The sequence below is a fragment of the Amycolatopsis thailandensis genome (assembly GCF_042723255.1).
GTDB lineage: Bacteria > Actinomycetota > Actinomycetes > Mycobacteriales > Pseudonocardiaceae > Amycolatopsis > Amycolatopsis thailandensis.
Genome location: NZ_JBHXJK010000021.1, coordinates 71,311 through 96,273 on the forward strand (window position 1 = coordinate 71,311; position 24,963 = coordinate 96,273).

General features: G+C 70.1%; 19 protein-coding genes. 10 read left to right on the forward strand and 9 right to left on the reverse strand.

The genetic code is table 11. The features are described 5' to 3' along the window. Position 1: 1 nt before the first annotated feature. From ACFWMR_RS11200 to gntA, 8 genes are all read left to right on the forward strand, one after another. Positions 2–2,938: a type I polyketide synthase gene (locus tag ACFWMR_RS11200; protein WP_378378263.1), complete on the forward strand. Its 2,937-nt coding sequence runs from the start codon at positions 2–4 to the stop codon at positions 2,936–2,938. Continuing rightward, positions 2,935–3,780 carry a 3-hydroxyacyl-CoA dehydrogenase family protein gene (locus ACFWMR_RS11205; protein ID WP_093937478.1) on the forward strand — a complete coding sequence of 282 codons (846 nt, stop codon included), beginning with the start codon at positions 2,935–2,937 and terminating at the stop codon, positions 3,778–3,780. Before ACFWMR_RS11200 ends, ACFWMR_RS11205 begins: the two co-directional genes overlap by 4 nt. 98 nt (positions 3,781–3,878) lie before the next feature. Continuing rightward, entirely contained in the window at positions 3,879–4,130 is a 252-nt protein-coding gene (locus ACFWMR_RS11210) for an acyl carrier protein (protein ID WP_005152895.1), read from the forward strand. Positions 4,131–4,144: 14 nt separating this feature from the next. Beyond that, entirely contained in the window at positions 4,145–5,284 is a 1,140-nt protein-coding gene (locus tag ACFWMR_RS11215; protein ID WP_378378264.1) for an acyl-CoA dehydrogenase family protein, read from the forward strand. Beyond that, positions 5,281–6,330 carry an HAD-IIIC family phosphatase gene (locus tag ACFWMR_RS11220; RefSeq protein ID WP_378378265.1) on the forward strand — a complete coding sequence of 350 codons (1,050 nt, stop codon included), beginning with the start codon at positions 5,281–5,283 and terminating at the stop codon, positions 6,328–6,330. Before ACFWMR_RS11215 ends, ACFWMR_RS11220 begins: the two co-directional genes overlap by 4 nt. After that, positions 6,327–7,073 carry a thioesterase II family protein gene (locus ACFWMR_RS11225; RefSeq protein WP_378273771.1) on the forward strand — a complete coding sequence of 249 codons (747 nt, stop codon included), beginning with the start codon at positions 6,327–6,329 and terminating at the stop codon, positions 7,071–7,073. Before ACFWMR_RS11220 ends, ACFWMR_RS11225 begins: the two co-directional genes overlap by 4 nt. Next, complete coding sequence (locus ACFWMR_RS11230; protein WP_093937474.1) at positions 7,070–7,828, forward strand: 4'-phosphopantetheinyl transferase family protein; 759 nt, start codon at positions 7,070–7,072, stop codon at positions 7,826–7,828. Before ACFWMR_RS11225 ends, ACFWMR_RS11230 begins: the two co-directional genes overlap by 4 nt. Continuing rightward, the gene (gntA, locus tag ACFWMR_RS11235; protein WP_093937473.1) at positions 7,825–8,529 is read left to right on the forward strand and encodes a guanitoxin biosynthesis heme-dependent pre-guanitoxin N-hydroxylase GntA; all 705 of its coding nucleotides are present in this window, start codon (positions 7,825–7,827) and stop codon (positions 8,527–8,529) included. The genes ACFWMR_RS11230 and gntA overlap by 4 nt, the downstream gene beginning before the upstream one ends. 240 nt (positions 8,530–8,769) lie before the next feature. Here the strand turns inward: gntA and ACFWMR_RS11240 are convergent, their stop codons facing one another. After that, the gene (locus ACFWMR_RS11240) at positions 8,770–11,163 is read right to left on the reverse strand and encodes a BTAD domain-containing putative transcriptional regulator (RefSeq protein ID WP_378378266.1); all 2,394 of its coding nucleotides are present in this window, start codon (positions 11,161–11,163) and stop codon (positions 8,770–8,772) included. A gap of 205 nt (positions 11,164–11,368) precedes the next feature. After that, entirely contained in the window at positions 11,369–14,152 is a 2,784-nt protein-coding gene (locus ACFWMR_RS11245) for an ATP-binding protein (RefSeq protein WP_378378267.1), read from the reverse strand. A gap of 173 nt (positions 14,153–14,325) precedes the next feature. On the opposite strand from ACFWMR_RS11245, the gene ACFWMR_RS11250 reads away from it, so the two are divergent. Then, positions 14,326–14,943 carry a TetR/AcrR family transcriptional regulator gene (locus ACFWMR_RS11250; RefSeq protein WP_093937470.1) on the forward strand — a complete coding sequence of 206 codons (618 nt, stop codon included), beginning with the start codon at positions 14,326–14,328 and terminating at the stop codon, positions 14,941–14,943. A 9-nt stretch (positions 14,944–14,952) separates the two neighbouring features. Here the strand turns inward: ACFWMR_RS11250 and ACFWMR_RS11255 are convergent, their stop codons facing one another. The 7 genes from ACFWMR_RS11255 to fabG form a co-directional block, all read right to left on the reverse strand. Continuing rightward, positions 14,953–15,342, reverse strand: coding sequence for a DUF7715 family protein (locus ACFWMR_RS11255; RefSeq protein ID WP_093937484.1), 390 nt, complete (start codon positions 15,340–15,342; stop codon positions 14,953–14,955). Positions 15,343–15,426: 84 nt separating this feature from the next. Beyond that, positions 15,427–16,542: an acyl-CoA dehydrogenase family protein gene (locus ACFWMR_RS11260; RefSeq protein ID WP_093937469.1), complete on the reverse strand. Its 1,116-nt coding sequence runs from the start codon at positions 16,540–16,542 to the stop codon at positions 15,427–15,429. Next, entirely contained in the window at positions 16,539–17,720 is a 1,182-nt protein-coding gene (locus ACFWMR_RS11265; RefSeq protein ID WP_378278515.1) for an acyl-CoA dehydrogenase family protein, read from the reverse strand. The genes ACFWMR_RS11260 and ACFWMR_RS11265 overlap by 4 nt, the downstream gene beginning before the upstream one ends. Beyond that, positions 17,717–18,940 (reverse strand): acyl-CoA dehydrogenase family protein, encoded by a 1,224-nt coding sequence (locus ACFWMR_RS11270; protein WP_378378268.1) that lies wholly within the window; start codon positions 18,938–18,940, stop codon positions 17,717–17,719. The genes ACFWMR_RS11265 and ACFWMR_RS11270 overlap by 4 nt, the downstream gene beginning before the upstream one ends. 4 nt (positions 18,941–18,944) lie before the next feature. Beyond that, positions 18,945–19,970, reverse strand: coding sequence for a phosphotransferase family protein (locus ACFWMR_RS11275; RefSeq protein ID WP_378378269.1), 1,026 nt, complete (start codon positions 19,968–19,970; stop codon positions 18,945–18,947). A gap of 91 nt (positions 19,971–20,061) precedes the next feature. After that, a complete protein-coding gene (locus tag ACFWMR_RS11280; RefSeq protein ID WP_378278517.1) occupies positions 20,062–20,514 on the reverse strand; it encodes a MaoC family dehydratase in 453 nt (150 codons plus the stop codon). A 3-nt stretch (positions 20,515–20,517) separates the two neighbouring features. Continuing rightward, positions 20,518–21,279, reverse strand: a complete 762-nt coding sequence (fabG, locus tag ACFWMR_RS11285) for a 3-oxoacyl-ACP reductase FabG (protein ID WP_378378270.1) — start codon at positions 21,277–21,279, stop codon at positions 20,518–20,520. 214 nt (positions 21,280–21,493) lie between these two features. On the opposite strand from fabG, the gene ACFWMR_RS11290 reads away from it, so the two are divergent. Then, positions 21,494–24,802 carry a S8 family peptidase gene (locus ACFWMR_RS11290; protein WP_378378271.1) on the forward strand — a complete coding sequence of 1,103 codons (3,309 nt, stop codon included), beginning with the start codon at positions 21,494–21,496 and terminating at the stop codon, positions 24,800–24,802. Positions 24,803–24,963 lie beyond the last annotated feature (161 nt).

Genomic DNA, 24,963 nt, shown 5'->3' on the forward strand with positions numbered 1-24,963 from the left:
CATGACCACGCGAGAACGGGACACCGGCGACGACATCGCGATCGTCGGCATGGCCGGGAACTTCCCCGGCGCGCCCGACATCGGCAAGTTCTGGGCGGACCTGTGCGCCGGCCGCGACGGCATCACCCGGATGACCCGCGACGAGCTGCTCGCCGCGGGCGTCCCCGCCGAAGTGGCCGACGACCCCGCGTTCGTCCCCGCCGCGGGCCTGCTCCCCGGGATCGACCGCTTCGACGCCGACTTCTTCGGCTACCACCGCGCCGATGCCGAACTGCTCGACCCGCAGCACCGGCTGTTCCTCGAATGCGCGTGGCACGCGCTGGAGGACGCGGGCGTCGACCCGGACCGGATCGAGGGCCTGGCCGGGGTGTTCGCGGGCGGTGCCCCGAGCACATATCTCCTGTCGAACCTGCTGTCCAACGACGTCACCGCGCTGACCGTCGGACCGGACCAGCTGATCCTGCAGAACGAGAAGGACCTGATCGCGTCCCGGCTGTCGTACGCGCTCGACCTGACCGGTCCGTCGGTCAGCGTCCAGAGCTGTAGCTCGACCGCGCTCGCCGCCGTCGCGCAGGGCTGCTCCAGCCTGCTCACCGGCGAGTCCGACCTGGTGGTCTCCGGCTCGGTTTCCGTTGTCGTGCCGCAGGAACCGGGCTACCTCTACCGCGAGGGCAGCCGGTTCGCCCCCGACGGGATCAACCGGATCCTCGACGCCGGAGCCAACGGCAAGGTGCCCGGCAACGGTCTCGGCGTCGTCGTCCTGCGACGGCTGGAGGACGCGCTCGCCGACGGCGACCGCGTCTACGCGGTGATCCGCGGCTGGGCCATCCACCACGAGGGCAACCGCGCGCGGCAAGGGTTCAACCTGCCGGGCGTGCCCGGTCAGGCCGCCATCGTCGCCGAGGCGATGGCCGCCGCCGATGTCGAACCCGGCGAGATCGACCACATCGAAGTGTCCACTCTGGGCACTCCGTTCGGTGACGTCGCCGAGATCTCCGCGCTCCAGAAGATCTTCGACGTCGACGACGTCGAGCGGATCACCCTCGGCTCGATCGACGCGAACCTCGGGCACATCAACCAGGCGGGCGGCATCGCCCGGCTGATCAAGGCCGCGCTGGCGCTGCACCACGAGAAGCTGCCGCCCGCGGTCAACTTCGAGAAGCCCAACCCGCAGCTGGCCCACAGCGGCGACAAGCTCGTCGTGCAGACGGAACTGGGTGACTGGCCTCGCGGCGAACGGCCCCGGCTGGCCGGAGTCAGCGCGTACGGTTTCGGCGGCACCGACGCCCACGTCGTCATCGAGGAAGCGCCGGAGGACTGCCCGGAGCGCCCGTCCGCCCGGCCGCATCAGCTGCTCGCGTGGTCCGCGCGGACCCCCGAGGCGGCCGACGCGATGACCGGCAGACTCGCCGCGCACCGTCCTGAGTGGACGGATCTGGCGGACGTGGCCTACACGCTGCACAACGGCCGGAAGGCCTTCGAACACCGGCGGATGACGGTCGTGTCCTCTGTGGACGACGCCGCCGACGCGTTCGCGTCCGAGACCCGGGTGGTCGCCGAAGCGGATTCGAAACCGCGGAAGGCGGGTTTCCTGCTGGCCGGGGTCGGCGAGCAGTACCGGGGCATGGCGGGCGGCCTGTACGACAGCGAGCCGGAGTTCAAGGCCGCCGTCGACGAATGCGCAGAGCTGTTCAAGACCCACCTCGGCGCCGACCCGACGGCGAGCCTGCACGGGGAACGCGGTTCCGACGGCGGGGACCTGGCCCGGCTGCTGGGCCGCGCCACCGACGCCGAGGACGCGGCGCCGTCGGTCACCCAGCCCGCCGTGTTCACCCTCGGCTACGCGCTCGGCCGTGTCCTGCGCGCCTGGGGTCTCCAGCCGTCCGTGCTCGCCGGGTACAGCGTCGGCGAGTTCGCCGCCGCGACGCTCGCGGGCGCCCTCACTCTGGAGGAGGCCACCGCTTTGGTGGCCTTCCGCGCGAAGCTGATCGAGAAGCTGCCCGAAGGCTCGATGGCCGCGATCCCGCTGGGCGCGGCCGAACTCACCGCACTGGTAGGCGACGTGACCGCGTTCGGCGTCGACGTCGCCGCGGTGAACGGGCCGCGGATGATCGTCGTGTCCGGCGCGGGCGACGGAGTCGAGAAGCTGGCCGCCGCGCTCGCCGAACACGGCGTCCCGGCGCGGCCTCTGCGCACCACGCACGCCTTCCATTCGCGCGCCCTGCGTCCCGCCGCGGCCGAACTGACCGCGTGGGCGCGGAAGAACCTCACGCCGCGCGAGCCGGAAGTGCCCTACCTGTCGAACGTCACCGGCACGCCGATCACGCTCAAACAACTGAAGGATCCCGGCTACTGGGCCGAGCACATGTGCCGTCCCGTGCGCTTCGCCGCGATGATCGAGCATCTTGCCAGTACTTCCCCGGATACCGTGTTGCTGGAACTGGGAGCCGGGCAGTCGCTCGGCTCGATGTTCCGCGGCCACCCCGATTTCCCCCAGACTTCGTGGTCGCTGCTGGTACCCACCCTGCCCGGCGAGGCCGACCCCCGCCAGGACACGGCCGTGCTCACCGAAGCGCTCGGCCGGGCCTGGCTCTCCGGGGCGGACATCGACTGGCGGGCCTATCACGACGGCCGTGACCCGCGGAAGACCACGTTGCCCGGTTATCCGTTCCAACGCGACCGCTACTGGATCGAGCCGACCGAAGCCGCCGCCGACGTCGCCCTCGGCGCCCGGTCGACCCGGCCGGTCTACCTGATCGAAGGCGACCTGGACGTCACCGCCCGGGATCTGGCAGCCCGTCTGGGCGCCGAACTCGGCGCGACCGTCTTGTTCGCCGAAGAGCACCCCGGCGGCGCCGAGGCGGTGCGGGCCGCCCACGGCCGGCTCGACGGCGTGCTGGACCTGACCACGAGCAACGCAGCCAAGGAGGAACGATGACCCTCGTCGGAGTCGTCGGCGCCGGTGTGATGGGCACCGGGGTCGCGCAGAATCTCGCCACCAGCGGGCACGAGGCCGTGCTCATCGACGTCGACCCGGGCAAGCTGGCCGACGCCCGCGACCGGATCGAACTCGAATGCCGGATGAGCCGCATGCTCGGCGGCCCGGAGATCGACGCGGCCGCCGTCCTCGGCCGGATCACCTTCGGCACCGAACTCGAACTCCTCGCCGAAGCCGAGGTGGTGATCGAGAACATCACCGAGAACTGGGACCTGAAGTCCCGGCTCTACCCGAAACTCGACGAGGCCTGCAAGGCCGACACCGTGTTCGTCGTCAACACCTCCGCCATTCCGATCACCAAGGTCGCCGCGCTCACCCAGCGCCAGGACAAGGTGATGGGTGTCCACTTCATGAACCCCGTGCCGATGAAGCCGTCGTGCGAGTTCATCCCCGGCTACCACACCAGCGAGTCCACGAAGGACATCGTGCGAGAACTGCTGCTGTCGATGGGGAAGAAGCCGATCCCGGTCAACGACGCCTCCGGGTTCGTCTCCAACCGCGTGCTCATGCTCACCGTCAACGAGGCCGCTTTCCTTGTCCACGAAGGGGTCGCGGACGCGGAGACGGTCGACGAGGTCTTCCGCGGCTGCTTCGGGCACCCGATGGGCCCGCTCGAGACCGCCGACCTGATCGGCGTCGACACGATCCTGTACAGCGTCGAGGTGCTCTACGACGAGTTCAACGACAGCAAGTACCGCCCCTGCCCGCTGCTCAAGCAGATGACCGCGGCCGGGCTGCACGGCCGCAAGAGCGGCAAGGGTTTCTACAACTACAGCGGCTGAAGGACGCTTTCCCCGCATCTCACGCGGTGAAGGGCGCTTTCCTCGCATCGTATGCGGCGAAGGGCCCCTTCACCCCCTTGACAAGAAAGGCATCCACCATGTCGCAGGACGTCCGCGGCGAGATCCGCGCCTTCATCGGGGCCAAGTTCCCCAGCCTGTCGTTCACCGACGAACAGGACATCTTCGCCCTCGGTTTCGTGAACTCGCTGTTCGCGATGGAGCTGGTCATGTTCATCGAGAAGGCGTTCGCCACGCGGATCCCCAACGAGGAGCTGAAGCTGGACAACTTCCGCACCGTCACGCGGATGACCGAGCTGGTCGAGCGGCGCACCGCCGCGGCCGCGCACTGAACGAGGAGAAAGACGTGAGGGCGAGGACACGGCCCGAAACGCCTGAAGTAGAGGTGGTCGGGCGTTTCGTCGACGAGGAGGTCGGCCCGCACGCGGACGCGTGGGACCGGGCCGAGCGCATCCCCGGTGACGTGCTGCGGCGGGTGGGGGAGCTGGGACTGTGGGCCCCGTTCCTCCCCACCGAAGCGGGCGGTGCCGGGCTGGACATGGTCACCCTCGGGCGGCTGCACGAGGAGGTCGGCCGCGGTTGTTCGTCGCTGCGGAGCCTGCTCACCGTCCACACCATGGTGACCGCGACGGTGCAGCGCTGGGGCGACGACGAGCAGCGCGACCGCTGGCTGCCCGCCCTGTCCGAAGGCACGACACTGGGCGCTTTCTGTTTGACCGAACCGGATTTCAGCGGCAGTGACTCGACGGCCGCGGGCACGGTGGCGGTCGCCGAAAACGGCGTCTGGACCCTGCGGGGACGCAAGACCTGGATCACCGGCGGCCAAGTCGCCGGGCTGCTGCTGGTGTTCGCCGGCACCGCCACCGGGATGAGCGCGTTCCTGGTACCCGCCGACCACCCGGGAGTCCGGGTGACCCCGGTCCGGCACATGCTCGGCACCACCGCGAGCATGCTGGCGACCATCGAGTTCGACGACGTCCGGCTCGACCCGTCCGCGCTGGTCGGGCCGCCGGGCTGGGCCGCGGGCACGGTGATGACCGGCGCGCTCGACCTCGGGCGCTACAGCGTGGCGTGCGGTTCGGTAGGGATCGTGCGGGCGGCGCTGGCCGCGTCGGCCGCCTACACGTCGGCGCGTTCGGCGGGCGGCGGGCTGCTGCGAGACCTGCCGCAGATCCGCGCCAAGATCAGCGAAATGGTCACCGCGCGCGAGGCCGCGCGCCTGCTGTGCGAGAAGGCGGGACGGCTCAAGGACGCGGGCGATCCGGCGACGATCATGGCGACCTGGGTGGCCAAGTACTTCGCGTCCACCGCTGCGGCCACGGCGGCTTCGGACGCCGTCCAGATCCACGGCGCGAACGGCTGCGGCCCGGACTATCCGGTGGCGCGGCTGTACCGCGACGCGAAAGTCATGGAGATCATCGAGGGCAGCACCCAGATCCAGGAGCTGACCATCGCGGACGAGGCGTACCGGGAGGTGTCAGGGTGACCGAGGTATTGGAGAAACCCAAGCGGGGCCGCATCAAATGCGTGGTGTGGGACCTGGACAACACGCTGTGGGACGGAACCCTGCTGGAGGACGGCGAGGTCTCGGTCCGGCCGGACGTCGTGGCGGAGATCAAGCGGCTCGACGAGCTGGGCATCCTGCATTCGGTGGCCAGCCGCAACGACCACGAAGCGGCGATGGCACGGCTGAAGTCGGCCGGTCTCGACGAGTACTTCCTGTACCCGCAGATCAGCTGGAACCCCAAATCCGGTTCGGTGGAAAGGATCGCGAAGGCGCTCAACATCGGCCTCGACGCGATCGCGTTCGTCGACGACCAGCCCTTCGAACTGGAGGAGGTCGCGCACGCGCTGCCGACGGTCAAGACCGTCGACGTGGCGAAGCTGGGGGAGACCCTGGCTTCGGAGGAGTTCCGGCCCAAGTTCGTCACCGACGAGTCGCGGGTGCGCCGTGATCTCTACCGCGCGGCCGCCGTGCGGGAGCAGGTCGAACAGGACCACGAGGGCACCAGCGAGGAATTCCTGTCCACTTTGGACATGAAGTTCACGATCGCCCGCGCGCAGCAGGAGGATCTGCAGCGGGCCGAGGAACTGACCGTCCGCACCAACCAGCTCAACTCCACCGGCCGCACCTATTCCTACGACGAACTGGACGCGCTGCGGACCTCGCCCGATCACGTGCTGCTCGTCGCGTCCCTTTCGGACAAATACGGCGGTTACGGCAAGATCGGGCTCGCACTGGCCGAACGCGGCGAGGAGGCCTGGCATCTGCGGATGATGCTGATGTCGTGCCGCGTGATGTCGCGCGGCGTCGGCACGGTCCTGCTCAACCACATCATGGGAATGGCCAAGGAAGACGGCGCGAAGCTGCGCGCGGACTTCGTCGAGACCGGCCGCAACCGCGTCATGTACGTGACCTACGCGTTCGCGGGGTTCTCCGAGATCTCGCGCGACGGTGACCGGCTCGTCCTGGAGTCCGACCTGAGTACGATCCAGCCGCCGCCGCCCTATCTGACGATGGAGCTGCGATGACCGCACCGAGCACGGCGCGGCCCTGGCTGCCCGGCGGGATCCCGCCGGGTGGCGCGACCAGGCTGTTCTGTTTTCCGCACGCCGGAGCGAGCGCGGTGGTCTATCGCGAGTGGGTCCTCGCGGCGGGTGACGACCTGATCGTCCTCCCGGTTCAGCTGCCCGGCCGGGCCGAACGCGGCCGCGAGACGCCGCACGAAGACGTCGAAAGCCTTGTCGAGGCGGTGATCGACGGTCTCGGCGACGCGCTGACCGGGGACTTCGCGTTCTTCGGGCACAGCGTCGGCGCCCTGACCGCGTACCTGCTCACCCGCAGGCTCGCCGAGCGCGGGGCCACGCTGCCGAAACATCTGTTCGTCTCGGGCAGGGCGGCGCCGCAGCTGCCCGACACCAGGCTCCAGTTGCGGGACCTGCCGGACGAGCGGCTCGCCGCCGAACTGCACGCGCTCGGCGGACTGCCGGACGTGCTGCGGCGAGAACGGGAACTGCTGGCGATGTTCCTGCCGCTGATGCGGGCCGACCTGGCCGTCAACGAGACCTACCGGCACGTGCCGGGGGAGCCGCTGCCGGTGCCGCTGACCGTGTTCGGCGGCGACCACGACCCGCGGGCCGATCTGGACGAACTCGCGGCATGGCTCGAACTCGCCGCCGACTCGACGATGGTCACCTACCCTGGCGGGCATTTCTACCTCGAACAGCGCGTGCCGGAGCTGCTCGGCGTGATCCACCGAAAACTGGGCCGATGACGACGCAGTGGTTCTCCGCGTGGAAGCAGCCGTCGGGCGCGCTGGGCGAACGGCTCCGTCCCGGCCGGGACGCGCACGTGTGGCGGATCCCCCTCGCGCGGGTGCTCGCCCCGGGCTCGGCCGAGGTCTACGGCCTGCTCGGCGCGCTGTCGGAAGACGAGCTGCGCCGGGCGGCCGCCATCACGGTGGACGAGGAACGGGCGCGGTTCCTGGCCTCGCACGTCGCCCTGCGCGACATCCTCGCCTCCTACACCGGCACCGCGCCGTCCGCGCTGCGGTTCACGCGCGACGGTGACCGTCCGGCACTGGCGGGCGAGACGGGGATCGAGTTCAGCCTGTCCCGCTCCGGCGCGCTCGCGCTGGTCGCGGTCACCGCCGGGGTCCGGGTCGGCGTCGACGTCGAAGAGGTCCGGGAGGTCGACCACGACGGCCTGGCCGCGCGGACGCTGCGTCCGGAGGAGGCCGCCGCCGTGCGCGAGCCGCTGACCTTCTTCCGGTACTGGACCTGCAAGGAGGCCTACCTCAAGGTCGACGGCACCGGCCTCGCCGGGTTGCCGGGCCCCTCCTTCACCCTCACCGGCGGCGACGTTGTCTTCGACGGCCGTCCCGAGTGGACGATCACGGAACTGGACGCCGGCGCCGGCCACGCGGCCGCGCTGGCCGTCCCGGCGCGCCCGGTCACCGTGCGCGCCTTCGACTGGCTTCCCGGCAGGCGGCGTGCGGCCGGGGAGCACCGGAAAGGCGGAGTGAAATGAGCGACCCGAAAGCGGAGCTCGAAGCGTTCATCCAGACCACGGAGTTCAGCTGCCTCGGCGCTCGCGCGGCGTTGAAGAAGGGCTCGATCGTCCACGGCCACTACCCGGCGCTGGGGGATCCGGAGTCGGCGCGTGCCCACTACCGCGACATGCTCGGCTATGCCCGCGGCATCCGGGCCACTTTGTCGGACAAGAGTTTCCGCACGTTCGTGTCCACTTTCGAGGAGCCCGGCGGGATTCTCGACGAGGAGGAGTACGAACGCCTGCTGTGGCGCCATCTCCAGCTCATCCACGACATCGACAGCCGCACATACGGCCTCGACGAGGGCGCCACGTCGGACCCGAACGAACCGAACTTCGGCTTCCACGTGGCCGGTCACTCGTTCTTCGTCGTCGGCATGCACCCGGGGTCGTCCCGGGCGAGCCGCCGGTTCTCGCGGCCGGCGATCGCGTTCAACTCGCTGATGCAGTTCATGTTGCTGGGCGACAAGTTCTTCTCGATGCAGGACGCGATCCGCAAACGCGAGACGACGAACAACGGCTCGGTCAACCCGAGCTTCACCACCTACGAGTACCAGATGCCTTCGCGCCACTTCTCCGGGCGGATGACCGAAGAGGACTGGAAGTGCCCGTTCACTTCGCGGCACGAGCCCTCGTCGGTCAAGTACACCTCGGACGTGATGCAGCGCCCTACCGGCTGACTCCTCTTCACGAGAAAGCCCCCGGCCGCTTCGGCGACCGGGGGCTTTCGTCGTGACCAGACACGGAACTCGCGTGCTTGAGCCCGTGACTCACGTGATTGGAGCCGTGACTCGCGTGACCGGAGCCGGAACTCGTCCGATCACGCGAGTTCCGTCTTCAAGCACGCGAGTTCCGGCTTTAATCACGCGAGTCACGGGTTCGAGCACGCGAGTCACGTCTTCGGGCCCGGTCGGGGATCCTCAGGCGAGGGCTTCGACGCGGCGCGGGGCCGTCGGACGGCGGAGCAGCGCGGTGCGGGTCGCGCGCGGGATCCGCTGGTAGACCAGCTCCCGCAGGGTCGAGCGGCGGAACGTGTAGCCGGCGTCGTCGTCCTCGCGGCGCAGCACCGAGAGGCTCGCGAGCCGGGACAGTGTTCCCTCGATTTCGGCGGAGTCCCGGCCGCAGACCGCGGCGACGTCCTCGGCGGTGAACGCGTCCCCGGTGAGGCTGGCCGCCTTGAGAAGGGATTTCTCGGCAGCGGGCAGGTTGTCGAGCTGCGCGGCGAGGGTCCGGCGGACCAGCGGGGGTGTCATCGCCTGGCCCAGTCCCGGAAACGGGGTGGTCTTGCCATGCACCCCCTGGGCGTACGCGTGCGCGAAGCGCGGGTTGCCGCCGATCCTGCCGATCAGTTCCTGCCTGCCGCGGATGAGCCGGGCGGTGCCGGGCAACAGCTTGTCGAGCAGTTTGCCGACGGCGTCGTCGGAAAGCGGCGCGAGGCTGACCGTCGTCCCGCAGCGTTCGCCGTGTTCGGCTTCCAGCAACCCGGGCCGGGCGGACGCGACGATCAGGACCGGCAGTCCCGAGCAAGCCTCCCCGAGCCGGTCCACGGCGTCTCGGGTATCGAGGTCGGCGCGGTGCAGATCGTCGGCCAGCACCACCAGCGGTCCGAAGGCGGTCAGTTCGCCGGCGGCGGCCCGGAGCGCCGAGTCGCCGCCCTCGGTGCGCAGGCGCGAGGCGGTCTGGGGGAGCAGGCCCGGGACGACGGCGAACGCTTCGGCGACGTCGGCCCCGGCGTCCAGCACCCGGATCCGGGGCTGCTCGGACAGCGTCTCGGCGAACTCGGCGAGGAGCCGCGACTTGCCGATCCCGGGCTCGCCGAGCACCGTCACCCGATGCGGGCGGCCGCCGCGTTCGACGAAACCGAGAAGATGGCTCAGCAGATCGAGGTCGTGCTCGCGGCCGACGAAGCCGCCGGGGTCGGCGGGCTCCGCCACCGGGTGCTGGCGGGCGGAAACCGCGTGCCACCAGCCAGGTGAGTCTTCCGACGCCTCGTGCACCACGGAGGGTTCGGAGGCCTCGCGGACCACGTCCGAAACCCGGATCCGGCCTTCGGGCGCGCGCAGCGCCGAGCGGACACAGCGGTCCAGCACGGGGCCCGCCACCTGACCGGGGCCCGCGGTGGTGAACTCGACGAGGACGTCTCCGCTGTCGACGCCGATCTGGGTGGCGATGCCGGCCGTGGCCAGCCGGTCGTGGATGCGCAGCGCGGTCCGGGTCGCGTGGACGGCGTCGTCGTCATCGGTGCGGGGGAGGCCGAACAGGGCCAGCACGACCGGGCCCGATTCCCCGGGCAGGTGCGCACCCGCGGCGAGAGCCTCCTCTTCGACGACGGTCCGCAGCCGCGCCTGGACCTCGACGGCCTCTTCGGGGTCGTCGTCCGGAGTGGCGGCGAGGGCGACGCCGATCGCGACGACCGGCTTCCGCTCGCTCTCGACGGGCTCGGTGCGGGGCAGGGCGATCACCGGGGCGGGAGCGAAGGGCAGCGGCTCGACCACCGGGGTGGGTTCGGCCGACGGCACGGGTTCGGGGCGCGGTGCCGGTTCCGGGCGCCGGGTGAGCAGGGCTTCGTCGTGCTGGAGGATCGCGCGTTCCAGTTCGCGCAGCTCCTTGCCCGGCTCCAGGCCGAGACCCTCGGCGAGGCTGGCCCGCGTCGCGCGGTAGACCTCGAGAGCGTCGACGTGGCGGCCGCAGCGGTAGAGCGCGGTCATCAGCTGGGCGTTGAGCCGCTCGCGGTTCGGGTTGGCCTCCGCCATCCCGCGCAGGTCGGTCAGCACCTCGTGGTGGTGCCCCCGGTCCAGCTCCAGCCCGAAGAGATCCTCGTGGACGGCGATCCGCTGATCCTCCAGCGCGACCAGTTCGGGCCACACGACACCGGTCTCGGTGAGGTCGGCGAGCACCGGGCCACGCCACAGCGCGAGCGCGTCACGGTAGGCCGAGACGGCCCGGTCGACCTCGCCGCCCGCCTGTGCTGTCCGGCCTTCGGTGGCGAGCCGCCGGAAGCGGGAGACGTCGACCTGGTCGCTGTCGACGCGCAGCAGGTAACCGGGCGCGTGGGTGAGCAGCATCGCCTGCTCGGCGGCGCCGGTGCGCTGGGCCAGTGTGGCGCGCAGCCCGGAAACGGCGTTCTGCACCATCTTGCGCGCGGTGGCGGGGATGTCGTCCGCCCAGATCGCCTGAAGGAGGGTGCTGGTGGCGATGACCTCGTTGTGGCGCAACAGGAGATAGGCGAGCACGGCCCGCTGGGTCGCCCCGCGCAGCACGACCGGACGTCCGTCGTGCACGACGTTGAAGGGGCCGAGGAGATCGAAACGCACGGGGTCACCACCTTGTCCAGGGCTTGCGAAGACGATCTCCACCGTGGCCCCGCACCCCGCCTCCCGACAACGTTGTGGCGCGGATACTGGCTCGGTGCCAGTGGCACGCGAGAACGATGCCAGTTACCGCCCGATGTGTTGACTGTGGACGTTCTCACTGCTAGACGCGCGCCCCCTCGCGCATTTAGTCCTCTGGATGCGGGGGTCAGGTACGGTATTCACCGGTCAGGATGCCCGCCGCGAGTTCCACCCGGGACGTGTACCCGGTCCGGGAGAACAGCCTGCTGAGCCTGCCTTCGACACTCTTCTCGCTGGTTTCGAGGACGACAGCCAGTTGACGGTTGGTGAGGCCCTCGGCGACGAGGATCGCCAGCAGCCGCTCGTTCTCGGCTGTCGTCTCCGTCCGGCCCGGGCCGGCGAAGCCGTTGTCACGTAACAGCTTCCGTACCCGGCCGCGCCAGAACCAGGCGCCGACCTCGCCGAACAGTTCGTACGCCTCGGTCCACGACTGTTCCGGCCGGTGCCCAGCGAGACCCGCGTGCAGGAGCGTCATGGCCGACTCGTACGGGACGTCCCGGCGTTCGCGGGCGATGGCCGCGGCGCGCCGGGCGGCGGCGGGCTCGCCATGGACCGCCGCGCGGGCCAGATGGTGGTTCTGGTGCGCGCGGGCGGTGTCGAGCTGGGTGGCCGTGCGCGCCGCGCGCCGGACCCAGTGCTCACCTTCGCGCTGCTTGTTCCGTGCGAGCGCGGAGCGCGCCAGGTCGGCCCAGAGGTCTTCGGTGCCCAGGACGTAGCCGCCCGCATCGGCGCTGCGCGCGGCCGAGTACAGCAACGCGTCGGCGCCTTCGGTGTCGCCGAGCTTGCTGAGCACGGTGAACTCGGCGTGGTCGATCGAGTGCCGCATCCCGGACGGACGGCTGTCGGCGGCGAGTGCCCTGGCCCGGGAAAGCCAGCCCTGCGCCCCGAGGATCCGGATCGCGCATTGTGTCAGCAGGAAATGCAGTGGCCGCGCCGGATCGGTGCCGCCCAGCATGGTCCGGCGGGCCAGTTCCATCGCCTCCGCCCAGTGCCCGCCCAGGTAGTTCAGCGCGAACCGGTTCGCCACGGGCAGCTCGCCGACGGCCAGCCCGGACGCTGTGATCCGCTGCCGCACCTGCCGGAGTTCTCCCAGCTGCAACAGCATTTCCACTTCGAACCGGCGATGTTCGACCGCATAGTGCGGCAGGTGCGCCGCCCGCCACAGTTCCGGATGCGCCACGAGGGTGTGCAGCTGGGACGTGTCGCCGAGCACGACGCCGCAGGCCGCGAGGAACATCGTGCCGAAGTCGGCGGTGATGTGGTTGCTGCCGGTCCACACCGCGCGTTCCCGTTCGAGCAGGTCGCGCGTCTCGATCCAGCGATGGCTCAGCAGCAGGGCATAGGCCCGGTTGACCACCATCAGGGCGGGGTCGTCCGGCAGCACCGGTGACGCGCCCGCGGCGATTTCGGCGAGCTCACCGAGGTCGCGGCGGGCGGCGAGCCCGGAGATGAACACGGTCGACAGTTCCTGCGCTTGAGCCGGGTCCAAGTGTCCGAGATGTTTGCAGAGCACCTGCCGCGCGCAGTCCCCGGCTTCGGCCGCCCGGTAGTGCACGGCCTTCGCCGAGCTCAGCAGCATCAGCACGGCCGTCCGCTCGGGCGGTTCGGTCACCCAGGCCAACGTCGCGTGGAGCCAGCGCTCCGCCTTGGCCCCGTCGGTGAACAGGACGCGCTCGCCGTTCTTGATCAGCTCCTCCGAGGCACGCCGCGTGTCGACGAGCGACCCGGCCTGGGTGATCCAGTCGAGCACCAGATCCGGGTCGGAGACGGACGCGGATCCCGACCACACCGCGTGGACCGCCTGGGCGGCAAGACTGCGCGTGGCATACGGCCCGATCCCGGTCAGCAGGGCGTCCCGGACGGCCGCGACCCGGAACCGGTGCCCGCCGTCGCGATCCCGCACCAGGACCCGTTCGGCGACGAGCCTGTCCAGCACCGCGCGGAGTTCGGCCTCCCGCCACCCGAGCGCTGCCGCGGCCAGCGCGGTGGCCGAGGTGCCGAGCGGGCCGAGCACCGCCATCGTCTCGGCCACCTCACGCACTCCGCCTCCCGCCCCGGTCACCGCCCGCAGGAGCGGATGGTCCTCGGTGGCCACCGGCTGATCGACCCTGTCGACGCGGTAGGCGGTGCGGTCGACGATCCGCAAGGCGCCGGCGGACCGGTAGCCGTGCACGAGCGCGGTCAGCGCGGCGGGGTTGCCCCGGGCCGCGGCGTGCAGTTCGGTCACCAGGCCGTCGTTCGGCAGGGCGGACACCAGCCCCGTCAGCAGGGACCGTGACTGGGCTCGCGAAAGCGGCCGGAGGAGCCGCAACTTCGCGTGGCCGCCCGCCCGCAACCGGGCGAAGGCGCCAAGCAGCGCGGGACTTCCGGACAGGTCGTCTCCCGCGCCGATCCGCAGCGTCGCCACCACGCTGATCGACGTCTCCGCCGAGCACCGGTGCAGGAGCGGGCTCACCAGCCGGGCGGTGTGTTCGTCGAGCCACTGCGCGTCGTCGACCAGGATCACCAGCGGGGTCTGCGTGCGCAGGAGGGCGAACACGGCCGTCGCGATCTTCGCGACGGCCTCCGGGGTCGGCGTGGTTTCGCCCGCCCTGGCCAGCATGGCCAGCACGGACCGGCGCGCGGGCTCCTCCTCGGCCCGGTCCGCGCCGAGGAGGACGAGAAGCCGGAAGATCGCGCCGTACGGGAGTGACCGGTCGAGTTCGGCCAGCCGCAGCACCAGCACCTTGGCCGACGGGGTGAGTTCCTCGGCGAGCCTGTCCAGCACGGTGCCGCGGCCGCAGCCGGGTTCGCCCGCGAGCACCGTCAGCGGGGTCGCGCCGGGACCGGTGTCGTCCCTCAGGGCCCTGACCTCCTCGGTGCGGACATCGGCCCGCAGTCCCGTCCCGGCGCCCGGGTGCCTGGTGCTCATGCGCCCAGTTCACCAGGACGGAGCCCGGCTGGCCGTCACCCAACCGTATGAACCGTGCCGTCGAGGTCGTCCCGGTCGGCCGGTGATCGGTGATTCCTCCCGGACACCGGCGGTTCTCCGGCCGTCGACAAACCGGCCGGTATGCTGAGAGTCCGCACGAGAAGGAGCCGGCCATGACACGAGCGACCACCAGGAAGGCCGAGGCGAGCGGCGAAGATCAGGCCGCCGTCCCGCGCCGTCTGCTGTCGCACGCCACGAAGCTCTTCGCCAAGAAGGGCTTCGACCGCACCTCCGTGCAGGAGATCGTCGAGGCGGCCGGGGTCACCAAGGGGGCGATGTACCACTACTTCGGCTCCAAGGACGACCTCCTTTACGAGATCTACGCCCGGGTGCTGCGCGCGCAGACCGAGCAATTGGAAAAGGTGGCTTCGAGTGAGGCGCCGCTGCGGGAGCGGCTGCGGTCCGCCGCCTCCGACGTCGTCGTCAGCACGATCGACAACCTCGACGACAACACGATCTTCATGCAGTCCATGCACCAGCTCAGCGTGGAGAAGCAGAAGGCCGTCCGCGCGGAACGCCGCAAGTACCACGAGCGGTTCCGCACGCTGATCGAGGAAGGCCAGGCGTCCGGCGAGTTCCGCGCGGACAAACCGGCCGACGTGATCGTCGACTTCTTCTTCGGCTCGGTGCACCACCTCGGTTCCTGGTACCGGCGCGGCGGCGCGCTCTCGGCCCGCCAGATCGGTGACCACTTCGCCGATCTCCTGCTGGCCTCGTTGCGCCCCGAGTAGCGACGCAGCTCAGCCCGGCGCTGTCACCAGGCGTTCGACGAACAGGTCGCACCGGCGTTCGAGCACCGCTCCCACCTCCCAGTTGAAGGCGAAGGCGAGCAATCCCGCCGCCACCTCGTCGGCGGCAGAGGGAGGCCAGCCCTGGGCGGCCAGGCTCGACCGCAACGCCTCGGCGTAGTCGGAGCAGGTGAAACCGGGCAGTTCCGCGACGAGTGCTGTCGTCGTCCCGCGATGCGAGTTCAAGCCGCCGAACGACCGGCCGCAGCCGCAGTGGGAATCGGGCGAGCTCTCGCCGTCGTCGCAGCACGGCGCGATCCAGAGCAGCTCGCCCTCGACGCAGTGGTTGAAGTCGTTCGCCCGCTCGCCCTGGGTCTGCGAGGTGGCCACGAGTAGTTTCATGATGACTCCCTGTTCGATCATTTGTTCGAACAGGTTGTACCGGCGGGGTCCGACACTTTCCGGGCCGGACCCCGCCGGGGGAGATCAGGCGGGCAGGTCGATCAGCGGCGCGAGGGCCGCGCGATGCCGTCCTGGAGTGCCCAAGGCGATCTCGTCGCTCTTCGCGCGCTTCAGGTACAGGTGCGCGGGGTGTTCCCAGGTCATGCCGATCCCGCCGTGCAGCTGGACAGCCTCTTCGGCGGCGTGGACGGCGATGGGGGAGTTCCGGGCCTGCGCCACCGCGACGGCGATCGCGATGTCCTCGCCGGAAGCCAGGCAGTCGGCGGCGTAGCGCGCGGTCGCCCTGGCGTTGACCAGATCCGTGTACAGGTTCGCCAGCCGGTGTTTCAGCGACTGGAAGGACCCGACCTGGCGGCCGAACTGGTAGCGCTCCTTGAGATAGCGCACCGTTTCGGTCAGCGCCCATTCGGCGATCCCGAGCTGTTCCGAGGCGAGCAGTCCCGCCGCCGTCACGAGGGCCGTGTCCAGCGCGGACGCCGCCGTCGTGGCGTCGGCGACGCGTTTCGCGGCCACGTTCTCCAAGGTGACGTCGGCGATGCGCCGGGTCAGGTCCAGGGAAATCGCCTCGGTGACCGTCACGCCCGCCGAAGCCGCGTCCACCGTGTAGAGGCCGGGACCGTCGGGCCCCACCGCCGGGACGACGATCAGCTCGGCCACCGAGCCGTCGGCGACGCTGCGGATCCCGCCGCTGAGCGTCCCGTCCGCGGCCGCGGTGACCGTCGACGGGAACTCGGCGCCGGGCGCCGTCGACAGCGGTACGGCCAGCGCGCCGATGAGCGCGCCCGCGGCCAGTTTCCCGAGCTTCTCCGCCACTTCCGCCTGCGAGGTGTCGGTCGCCAGCAAGGCCGACGTCGCCAGGACGGCGCTGCCGAGATAGGGGACGGGGGCGACACTGCGCCCGAGTTCTTCCATCACGACGGCGACTTCGCGCGCCGAGGCGCCGTGCCCACCCAGCGCCTCCGGGACGGCGAGACCGGCCGCGCCGAGGTCGGCGGCGAGCGTGCGCCACAACGACAGGTCGTACGGTTCGGCCGTCTCGGTCCTGGTGATCAGGGCCGCCGGTTCCGCGCGGTCGCGGAACAGATCGCGGACGCTGGCGCGAAGGTCCTCTTCGACCTCTGAGTACAACAGGTCGCTCATCGGGGCAGGTCCTTCCAGGCGACGTCCTTGTCGATCCGCGGCTCGGACGGCAGTCCCAGCACGCGTTCGGCGATGATGTTGCGCAGGACCTCCGAGGTGCCGCCCTCGATCGAGTTCCCCTTCGCGCGCAGATAGCGGTACCCGGCTTCGCGGCCGAGGAAGTTCACGCCGTCGGGACGCCGCATCGTCCAGTCGTCGTAGCGCAGGCCTTCGTCACCGAGCAGTTCGATCTCCAGCCCGGACGCGGCCTGGTTCAGTTCGGAGAACGCGACCTTGACCGCGGAACCCTCCGGGCCCGGCGCGCCGGCGGCGAGTTGCTGCCGCAGCCGCGAACTCACCAGGCGCAGACTTTCGCCCTCCACCCACAGTTTCAGCAGCCTGTCGTGCAGTTCGGACGTCCGCAGCTCCGGCCGCTCCCGCCAGACGTCCGTGACGACGCCGACCATGCCGCCGTCCCGTGGGAACTCGGTGCCGCCGATCGCGACCCGCTCGTTCATCAGCGTGGTCTGCGCGACCTTCCAGCCCTCGCCGACCGCGCCGAGGCGGTGCGCGTCGGGGATGCGGACCTCGCTGAGGAAGACCTCGTTGAACTCGGCCTCGCCGGTGATCTGGCGCAGCGGCCGGACCTCCACGCCCGGCGCGGTCATGTCGCACAGGAAGTACGTCATGCCGCGGTGTTTCGGCACGTCGGGATCGGTACGGGTGACCAGGATGGCCCACTGCGACTTGTGCGCGCCCGACGTCCAGACCTTTTGCCCGGTGACCACCCAGTCGTCGCCGTCGCGGACCGCGCGGGTGCCCAGCGCGGCGAGGTCGGATCCGGCGCCCGGCTCGCTGAACAGCTGGCACCACACCTCACGTTCGGTCCACAGTGGACGCAGGAAGCGCTGGTGCTGTTCGGGCGTGCCGAAGGCGAGAATGGTCGGCGCGGCCATCCCGAGGCCGATCCCGATCCGCCGTTTGTCGTTGTCCGGCGCGCCCGCCGCGGCGAGCTCCTTGTCCACGACGGACTGGAGCGAACGCGGCGCGCTCAGGCCGCCAAGCCCCTCGGGGAAGTGGATCCACGCCAGTCCGGCGTCGAACCGCGCGTCGAGGAAGTCTTGGCGCGGCGTGCTTTCCGGCGGATACGCGGCCAGCAGATCGGCCACGCGCCGCTTCAGATCGTCCACAGTGGTCACTTCGAAGCCTCCCCGCGGTACTTCTTCAGTTCACGGTGCGCCAGCGAGCGCTTGTGCACCTCGTCCGGGCCGTCGGCGAGCCGCAGCGTCCGGACCTGCGCCCACATCTCGGCGACCGGGAAGTCCTGGCTGACCCCGCCCGCGCCGAACAGCTGCACGGCCTTGTCGAGGATCCATTCGACGGTGATCGGCGTGGAGATCTTGATCGCCTGGATCTCGGTGTGCGCGCCCTGGTTGCCGACGGTGTCCATCAGCCACGCGGTCTTGAGCACCAGCAGCCGCTGCTGCTCGATCTTGACCCGCGCTTCGGCGATCCAGTCCTGCACCACACCCTGTTCGGCGATCGGCTTGCCGAAGGTCTCGCGCGAGAGCGCCCGGCGGCACATCAGTTCCAGCGCGCGCTCGGCCATGCCGATGGCACGCATGCAGTGGTGGATCCGCCCCGGTCCGAGGCGGGCCTGCGCGACGGCGAATCCGTCACCCTCACCGGCGATGAGGTTCTCCGCGGGCACTCGGACGTCCTCGAAGAGCACTTCGGCGTGCCCGCCGTGATCGCCGTCGGTGTAGCCGAACACGTGCATGCCGCGCTTCACGGTCATGCCGGGAGTGTCGCGGGGGACCAGGATCATGCTCTGCTGCTTGTGCGGTGGGCCGTCGGGATCGGTCTTGCCCATCACGATGAAGATCTTGCAGTTCGGGTTCATCGCGCCGGAGATGTACCACTTGCGGCCGTTGACGACGTACTCGTCGCCGTCCCGGCGGATGCTGGTGGCGATGTTGCGCGCGTCGGAGGAGGCGACGTCGGGTTCGGTCATCGCGAACGCGGACCGGATCTCGCCGTCCAGCAACGGCTGGAGCCACTGCTTCTTCTGCCGGTCGGTACCGAACATGGTGAGGACTTCCATGTTCCCGGTGTCCGGCGCCGCGCAGTTCAGCGCGGTCGGGGCCAGCCGGATGCTGCGGCCGGTGATCTCGGCCAGCGGCGCGTACTGCAGGTTCGTCAGCCCCGCGCCGTGGTCACCGGGGAGGAAGAAGTTCCACAGTCCGCGTTTGCGGGCCTCGGCCTTCAGTTCCTCGACGACCGGCGGCTGCGACCATTCGCTGTCGCGCTCGGCCAGCTGAGCCTCGAAGACGGCCTCGGCCGGGTAGATGTGCGAATCCATGAAATCGAGGAGTTTTCCCCGCAGCTCCTCAGTTTTCGCGTCGAAGGCGAAGTCCATCTTGCTATCCCTCTTCCTTGAGAGTCTCGATTCCGTGCGCGATCAACGGGACGACGCCCGACCCGATGCCGTCGAACCCGGCACCGACGGTCTGCCCCTTGCTGTAGCGGAGGTGGATGCCTTCCAGGATCACCGCGAGTTTGAAGAAGGCGAAGCTCACGTACCAGTCGAGCCGGGAGACGTCGCGGCCCGAACGCTCGGCGTACCGCGCGACGACCTCGTCGTTGCGTGGGTAACCCGGCGCCGAGCTGGCATTGGACACGAACTGCAAGGACACCTTGTCGCGTTCGGCGTAGGCCACCAGGAGGGCGAGGTCGGTCAGCGGATCGCCGAGCGTGGACATCTCCCAGTCCAGCACCGCGGTGATCCGGTCGTCGGCGTTCACCAGCACGTTGTCCAGCCGGTAGTCGCCGTGGACGATCGACGGCTTACCCGATTCCGGCACCGACGAGGCGAGCCGGTCATGCAGTTCGTCGACGCCGGGGAGATCGCGGCTGCGGTTGCCGTCGAGCTGCTTCTTCCAGCGCCGCAGCTGGCGTTCGAGGAAGCCCTCCGGACGGCCGAAATCGCCGAGCCCCACCGACTCCGGGTCGACGGCGTGCAGTTCGACGAGGGTGTCGACGAGCTCGTCCGCGATCGCCTTCGTCCGCGCGGGGCCCAGCGCGGCCAGTTCGGTGTCCGAGCGGAAAGGCGTGCCCGCCACGAACTCCATCACGTAGAACCGCGAGCCGATGACGTCGGTGTCCTCGCACAGCAGCACCGTTTCCGGCACCGGGACGGCCGTGCCGTGCAGACCGGAGATCACCCGGAACTCGCGGCCCATGTCGTGCGCCGTCGGCAGGACGTGGCCCAGCGGCGGGCGGCGCACCACCCAGCGGGACCGGCCGTCGCCCACGATGTAGGTGAGGTTGGACCGGCCCCCTTCCACGACCTCGCCGCTCAGGTCGCCCTGGACGAGGCCCGGCCGGTGCTCGTCCAGATGGGCCTTGAGCCTGGCCAGGTCGAGGCCCGGCAGGTCGGTCTGGTTCATGGTGCCTCCAGCGTCTCGCTTTCCGGTTACAGTACCGACCGGTCGGTATGTCGGGTAGTGGTGGCCCGGCGAGGTGCCGGAGGTCACCCGCTCAGGCGATCAGCCGGACGACCATCTCCGCGACACACGCCGGCTTCGGCTCGCCGTCGATCTCGATCGTCCACCGGACGACGGCCTGTTTGCCACCGGTGACGTCGGTGACCTCGACCAGTTCGGCGCCCGCGCGGATCTTCGAGCCCACCTTGACCGGCTGGGGGAACCGGACCTTGTTCAGGCCGTAGTTGATGCCCATCTTCAGTCCGTGGACCCGGTAGAGCTTCCCGACGAAGCCCGAAATCAGCGACAGCGTCAGGAAGCCGTGGGCGATCGGCGCCCCGAACGGGCCTTCGGCCGCCTTCTCGACGTCGACGTGGATCCACTGGTGGTCGTCGGTGGCGTCGGCGAACAGGTTCACCCGGTCCTGGGTGAGGGTGAGCCATTCGCTGTAGCCGAAGTGCTCGCCGACGGCGTTCTCGAACTCCTGCAGGGAGGCGAATTCGCGCATGGCTCAGTCCTTCGGTCCGCCGGCGACGTAGATGACCTGGCCGGAGATGAACCCGGCGCCGTCGCTCACCAGGAACGACGCGAGGTTGGCGATGTCGTCGGGGGTGCCGACGCGCTGCACCGGGATCTGCGACGCGGCCGCCGCCTTGAAGTCCTCGAACGACATGCCGATCCGCTCGGCGGTCGCCGCGGTCATGTCGGTGGCGATGAAGCCCGGGGCGATGGCGTTCGCGGTGACGTTGAACTTGCCCAGTTCGATCGCGAGGGTCTTGGTGAAGCCCTGCATGCCCGCCTTGGCCGCGGAGTAGTTGACCTGGCCGCGGTTGCCCAGCGCCGACGTGCTGGACAGGTTGACGATGCGGCCCCACTTCTCCTGCGTCTGGTACTTCTGCACCTCGCGGGTCATCAGGAACGAGCCCTTCAGGTGCACGCCCAGCACCGAGTCCCAGTCCTGTTCGGTCATCTTGAACAGCAGGTTGTCGCGGGTGATGCCGGCGTTGTTGATCAGCACGGTCGGCGCGCCGAGTTCCTCGGCCACCCGGGTCACCGCGGCTTCGACCTGTGCCGCGTCGTTGACGTCCAGCGAGACGCCGACGGCCTTGCCGCCCTCGGCGACGATCGCCTCGGCACCCTGCTTGACGCCCGCCTCGTCGAGGTCCAGCAGGCCGACGGCGAACCCGTCGGAAGCGAGCCGCTTGGCCACCGCCGCGCCGATGCCGCGGCCGGCGCCGGTGACGATCGCTACGCGGGAGGGATGTTCGGTCACGGGTGACTCCTCGTCGTCGAGTGGAAGTGACGCCGAGTCTGCCGTACTAAGCGGTTGGTTTATAGGGATGCGCCCCCTGTGATCGTCATCACGATGGGTGGGCCCGTGCCCGAACGGATATTCCGGACGACCTGATCGGTCCCGACGTATAGCGCTCCGACCTGCACTTCCGAAAGCCTCGGCGCACCGATACGAGCGCAAACGGAGGTGCCACATGCGCCGAAGAGCCCCTGTCCTGGCAGGCCTGCTCCTGGTGACCATGCTCGGAGCGACCGGCGCGCAAGTCGCGCAGGCCGCGCCCGGCCTGTCGCCGGAGGAGAGCGCCGCGGCGCCCGGCCCGCGCACCCTCACCCTGATCACCGGTGACCGGATCACCGTGCAGGAGCGGCGAGGCGAGGTGCCCGCCCTCTCCGTGCTGCCGGGACCCGGCCGCGAACGGATGGGCTTCCAGCGCAGCCAGGACAAGGACGGCTGGTCGGTCTACCCGGCCGACGCCCTCCCGCTGGTGGCGAAGGGCGTCTTGGACGAGCGACTGTTCCGGATCGACCGGCTGCTCGCCGACGGCTACGACGACAGCGCGCGATCGACCCTCCCGCTGATCGTGCGGCAGGACGGTGCGGTGGCCGTCGCGGGCGCGACCGCGGTCCGGCGGCTGGACAGCGTCGGCGCGACCGCGTTCGCCCAGCCCAAGGAGCGCGCGGGCGAGTTCTGGTCCACGTTGACCGGTCCTCACGCGGCTTCGGTGCGGAAAGTGTGGCTGGACCACCGGGTCAAGGCGAACCTCGACCACAGCGTGCCCCAGATCGGCGCGCCGCAGGCCTGGCGGAGCGGGTTCACCGGCAAGGACGTCAAGGTCGCGGTGCTGGACACCGGTGTCGACGCCGCTCACCCGGATCTGGCGGGCAAGGTGGTCGCGGCCAAGGACTTCTCCGGCGGTGGCGACCCCACCGACCGGCACGGCCACGGCACCCACGTCGCCTCGACCATCCTCGGTTCCGGTGCGGCGTCCGCCGGACGGCTCAAGGGTGTCGCGCCCGACGCCGGGCTGCTCGTGGGCAAGGTGCTCGGGGACGACGGCAGCGGCGGCTGGTCGGAGATCATCAGCGGGATGGAGTGGGCCGTCGCCGAAGGCGCCAAGGTGATCAACCTGAGCCTCGGCGGTGAAGACGGCGAGGACATCGATCCGCTGGAAGCGGCGGTGAACCGGCTCAGCGAGGAGCACGGCGTCCTGTTCGTCATCGCCGCGGGCAACGACGGGGAGCGCGGCGCGGGCACGATCGGATCGCCGGGCAGCGCCGACGCGGCACTCACCGTCGGCGCGGTGGACCGGGCCGACGCGCTCGCGTCGTTCTCCGGCAAGGGGCCGCGCAAGGGCGACAACGCGGTCAAGCCGGAGATCACCGCGCCGGGCGTGGAGATCGTCGCGGCGAAAGCCGGCGGCGGCTACCAGCCGATGTCGGGCACCTCGATGGCGACGCCGCATGTGGCGGGCGCGGCGGCGTTGCTCGTCCAGCAGCATCCCGACTGGCGGCCGGAGCAGATCAAGGCCGGTCTCACGGGCAGCGCGAAGCCGGCCGAAGGACTGACCGTCTTCCAGCAAGGAGCGGGACGCACCGACGTCGCCAAGGCTGTCGGGCAGCGCGTGAACGCCGACGTCAGCACGCTGGCCTTCGGCACCGTTCCGGTGGCCGACCCGAAACCGCTGACCCGGGAGATCACCTACCGCAACAGCGGGGACGCGCCCGTCGATCTCGATCTGCGGCTGGACGTCCGCGACGAGAACGGGAAGCCCGCTGTCGACGGCCTGTTCACGGTCGACCGGCCGCGGATCACCGTGCCGGCCGGGGCGACCGCGACCGCGATGGTCACCGTGCACCCCGGGCAGAAACCTCGCGGCGCGTATGGCGGCACCCTGCTCGCCACGTCCGCCTCCGGCGCCGAAGTCCGCAGCCTGATCGGCGCAGACCTTCAGCGCGAGGTCTTCACGGCCGACGTCAAGCTCTTCGACCGCAAGGGCAACGGCCCCGGTCCGCAGGGGCCGAGCGGCATCCTGATCGTGACCAATCTGGACAGTGGCGACACGAAGATCTACGACGCACGGGAAGGCGGCGGACCGGTCCGGTTGCCGCAGGGCCGCTACCTCTTCGTCGCGCAGATCAACGAGCCGACGGGGTCGAACCTGGTCAGCGAGCCGGGTTTCGTGCTCGACCGGAACCGGGAAGTGGTGCTGGACGGGCGATCGGCGAAACCCGTGACGGTGCGGACGGATCGCGAGGACGCCAGTTCGAACGGTCAGATCGTCGTCTTCTCCGAACAGGTCGCGGGCCGAGGAGCGACGAGCCATTCGTGGTACCAGCCGAGGCTCTTCCATGAAGAGCAGTTCTCCTACGTCGCCCCCACCCGCACGGACGTGCCCGACTTCGACTTCCTCGTCACGACCATGCTGAGCAAGCAGACCGCCGAGGGCCGTTCGGAGAACAGTCCGTACGTCTACAACCTGCAATTCCCCAGCAAGGGCCGGGTTCCCGACGTTTCCGCGTACCGGGTGCGCGACCACGAACTGGCGAAGGTGAACGCCACCTACGCCTCCACCGGCAAGCAATGGGGCAACCTGCACGTGCTGCCCTCGCCCTACGACAACGAAGTCGCCCTCGGCAACGCCTGGTTCCTCACCGCTCAGGCACAGTTGCCCTCGACGCGCGAGGAGTTCTACACCGCCGGGAAGATCCGCTGGCTGAAGCGGCTCTTCGTGGAACGGGTCGGCTCCAACGGAACTTTGGGTGACATCCACGAAACCGCCTCGGGGGTGGAATACCGCCCGGGTCAGAAGTCCGAAGAGGACTGGAATCGCGCGGTCGTCGGTCCGACCCTGGGAAAGCTGACCAAGACGGTCCGTGACGGTGACACCTTCAGCGTCCTGCTTCCGCTGCTTTCGGCGAGGGGTGAGCGCGTCAGCGTTTCGGCGATGGAAGGCACGACGCGGCTGTCGCGGAACGGGAAGGAGATCGGTTCGGTCCCCAAGGTTCCCGGCCACATCTGGCCGAACGCCGGCCCGGTCACCTTCACCGTGCCGCCCGAAGCGGGCGACTACACGCTGACCGTCGACGCGAAACGGCCGGAAGGCGCCAACGCCGAGTTGTCCGGCACCGTGGCCGTGTCGTGGAAGTTCCGCTCGCAGCGGACGGCAGGGGAGACGCCGCTGCCGCTCATGACGCTGAAGGCCACCCCGTCGCTCGGCCCGGCCAACGACGCCTGGCGCCTGTTCCCGCTCGCCGTGCCGATCGAGGTCGAGCGGTCAGCGGGAATGACGGGCACTCTCCGGCAGGTCACCGCCGAGGCTTCTTTCGACGGCGGGAAAACCTGGCGACGGCAGCTCGTCTTCGGCAGCGGTCCGCGGCGGCAGGCCTTCGTCGTGGCGCCGCCGTTCGGCTCCTCGCCCTTCGTGTCGCTACGGCTGTCGGCGACGGATTCGGCCGGGAACTCGGTGACGCAGACGATCACGAACGCCTACCGCCTGCGGTGAGTGTCGTGTCGGGGGCTGGAGCGGGTTTGCCAACGAGCCCCGGCAACTCTCTCGAGTGTCCATAAGGGACGGTTTTCGGGACTTAGGCGCCCGATTTCGGCGATTGGCACTATTTCGAAAGGGGGTCGTGAGTGGCAAAGAGGGTTCTAACCCTCTTTGCC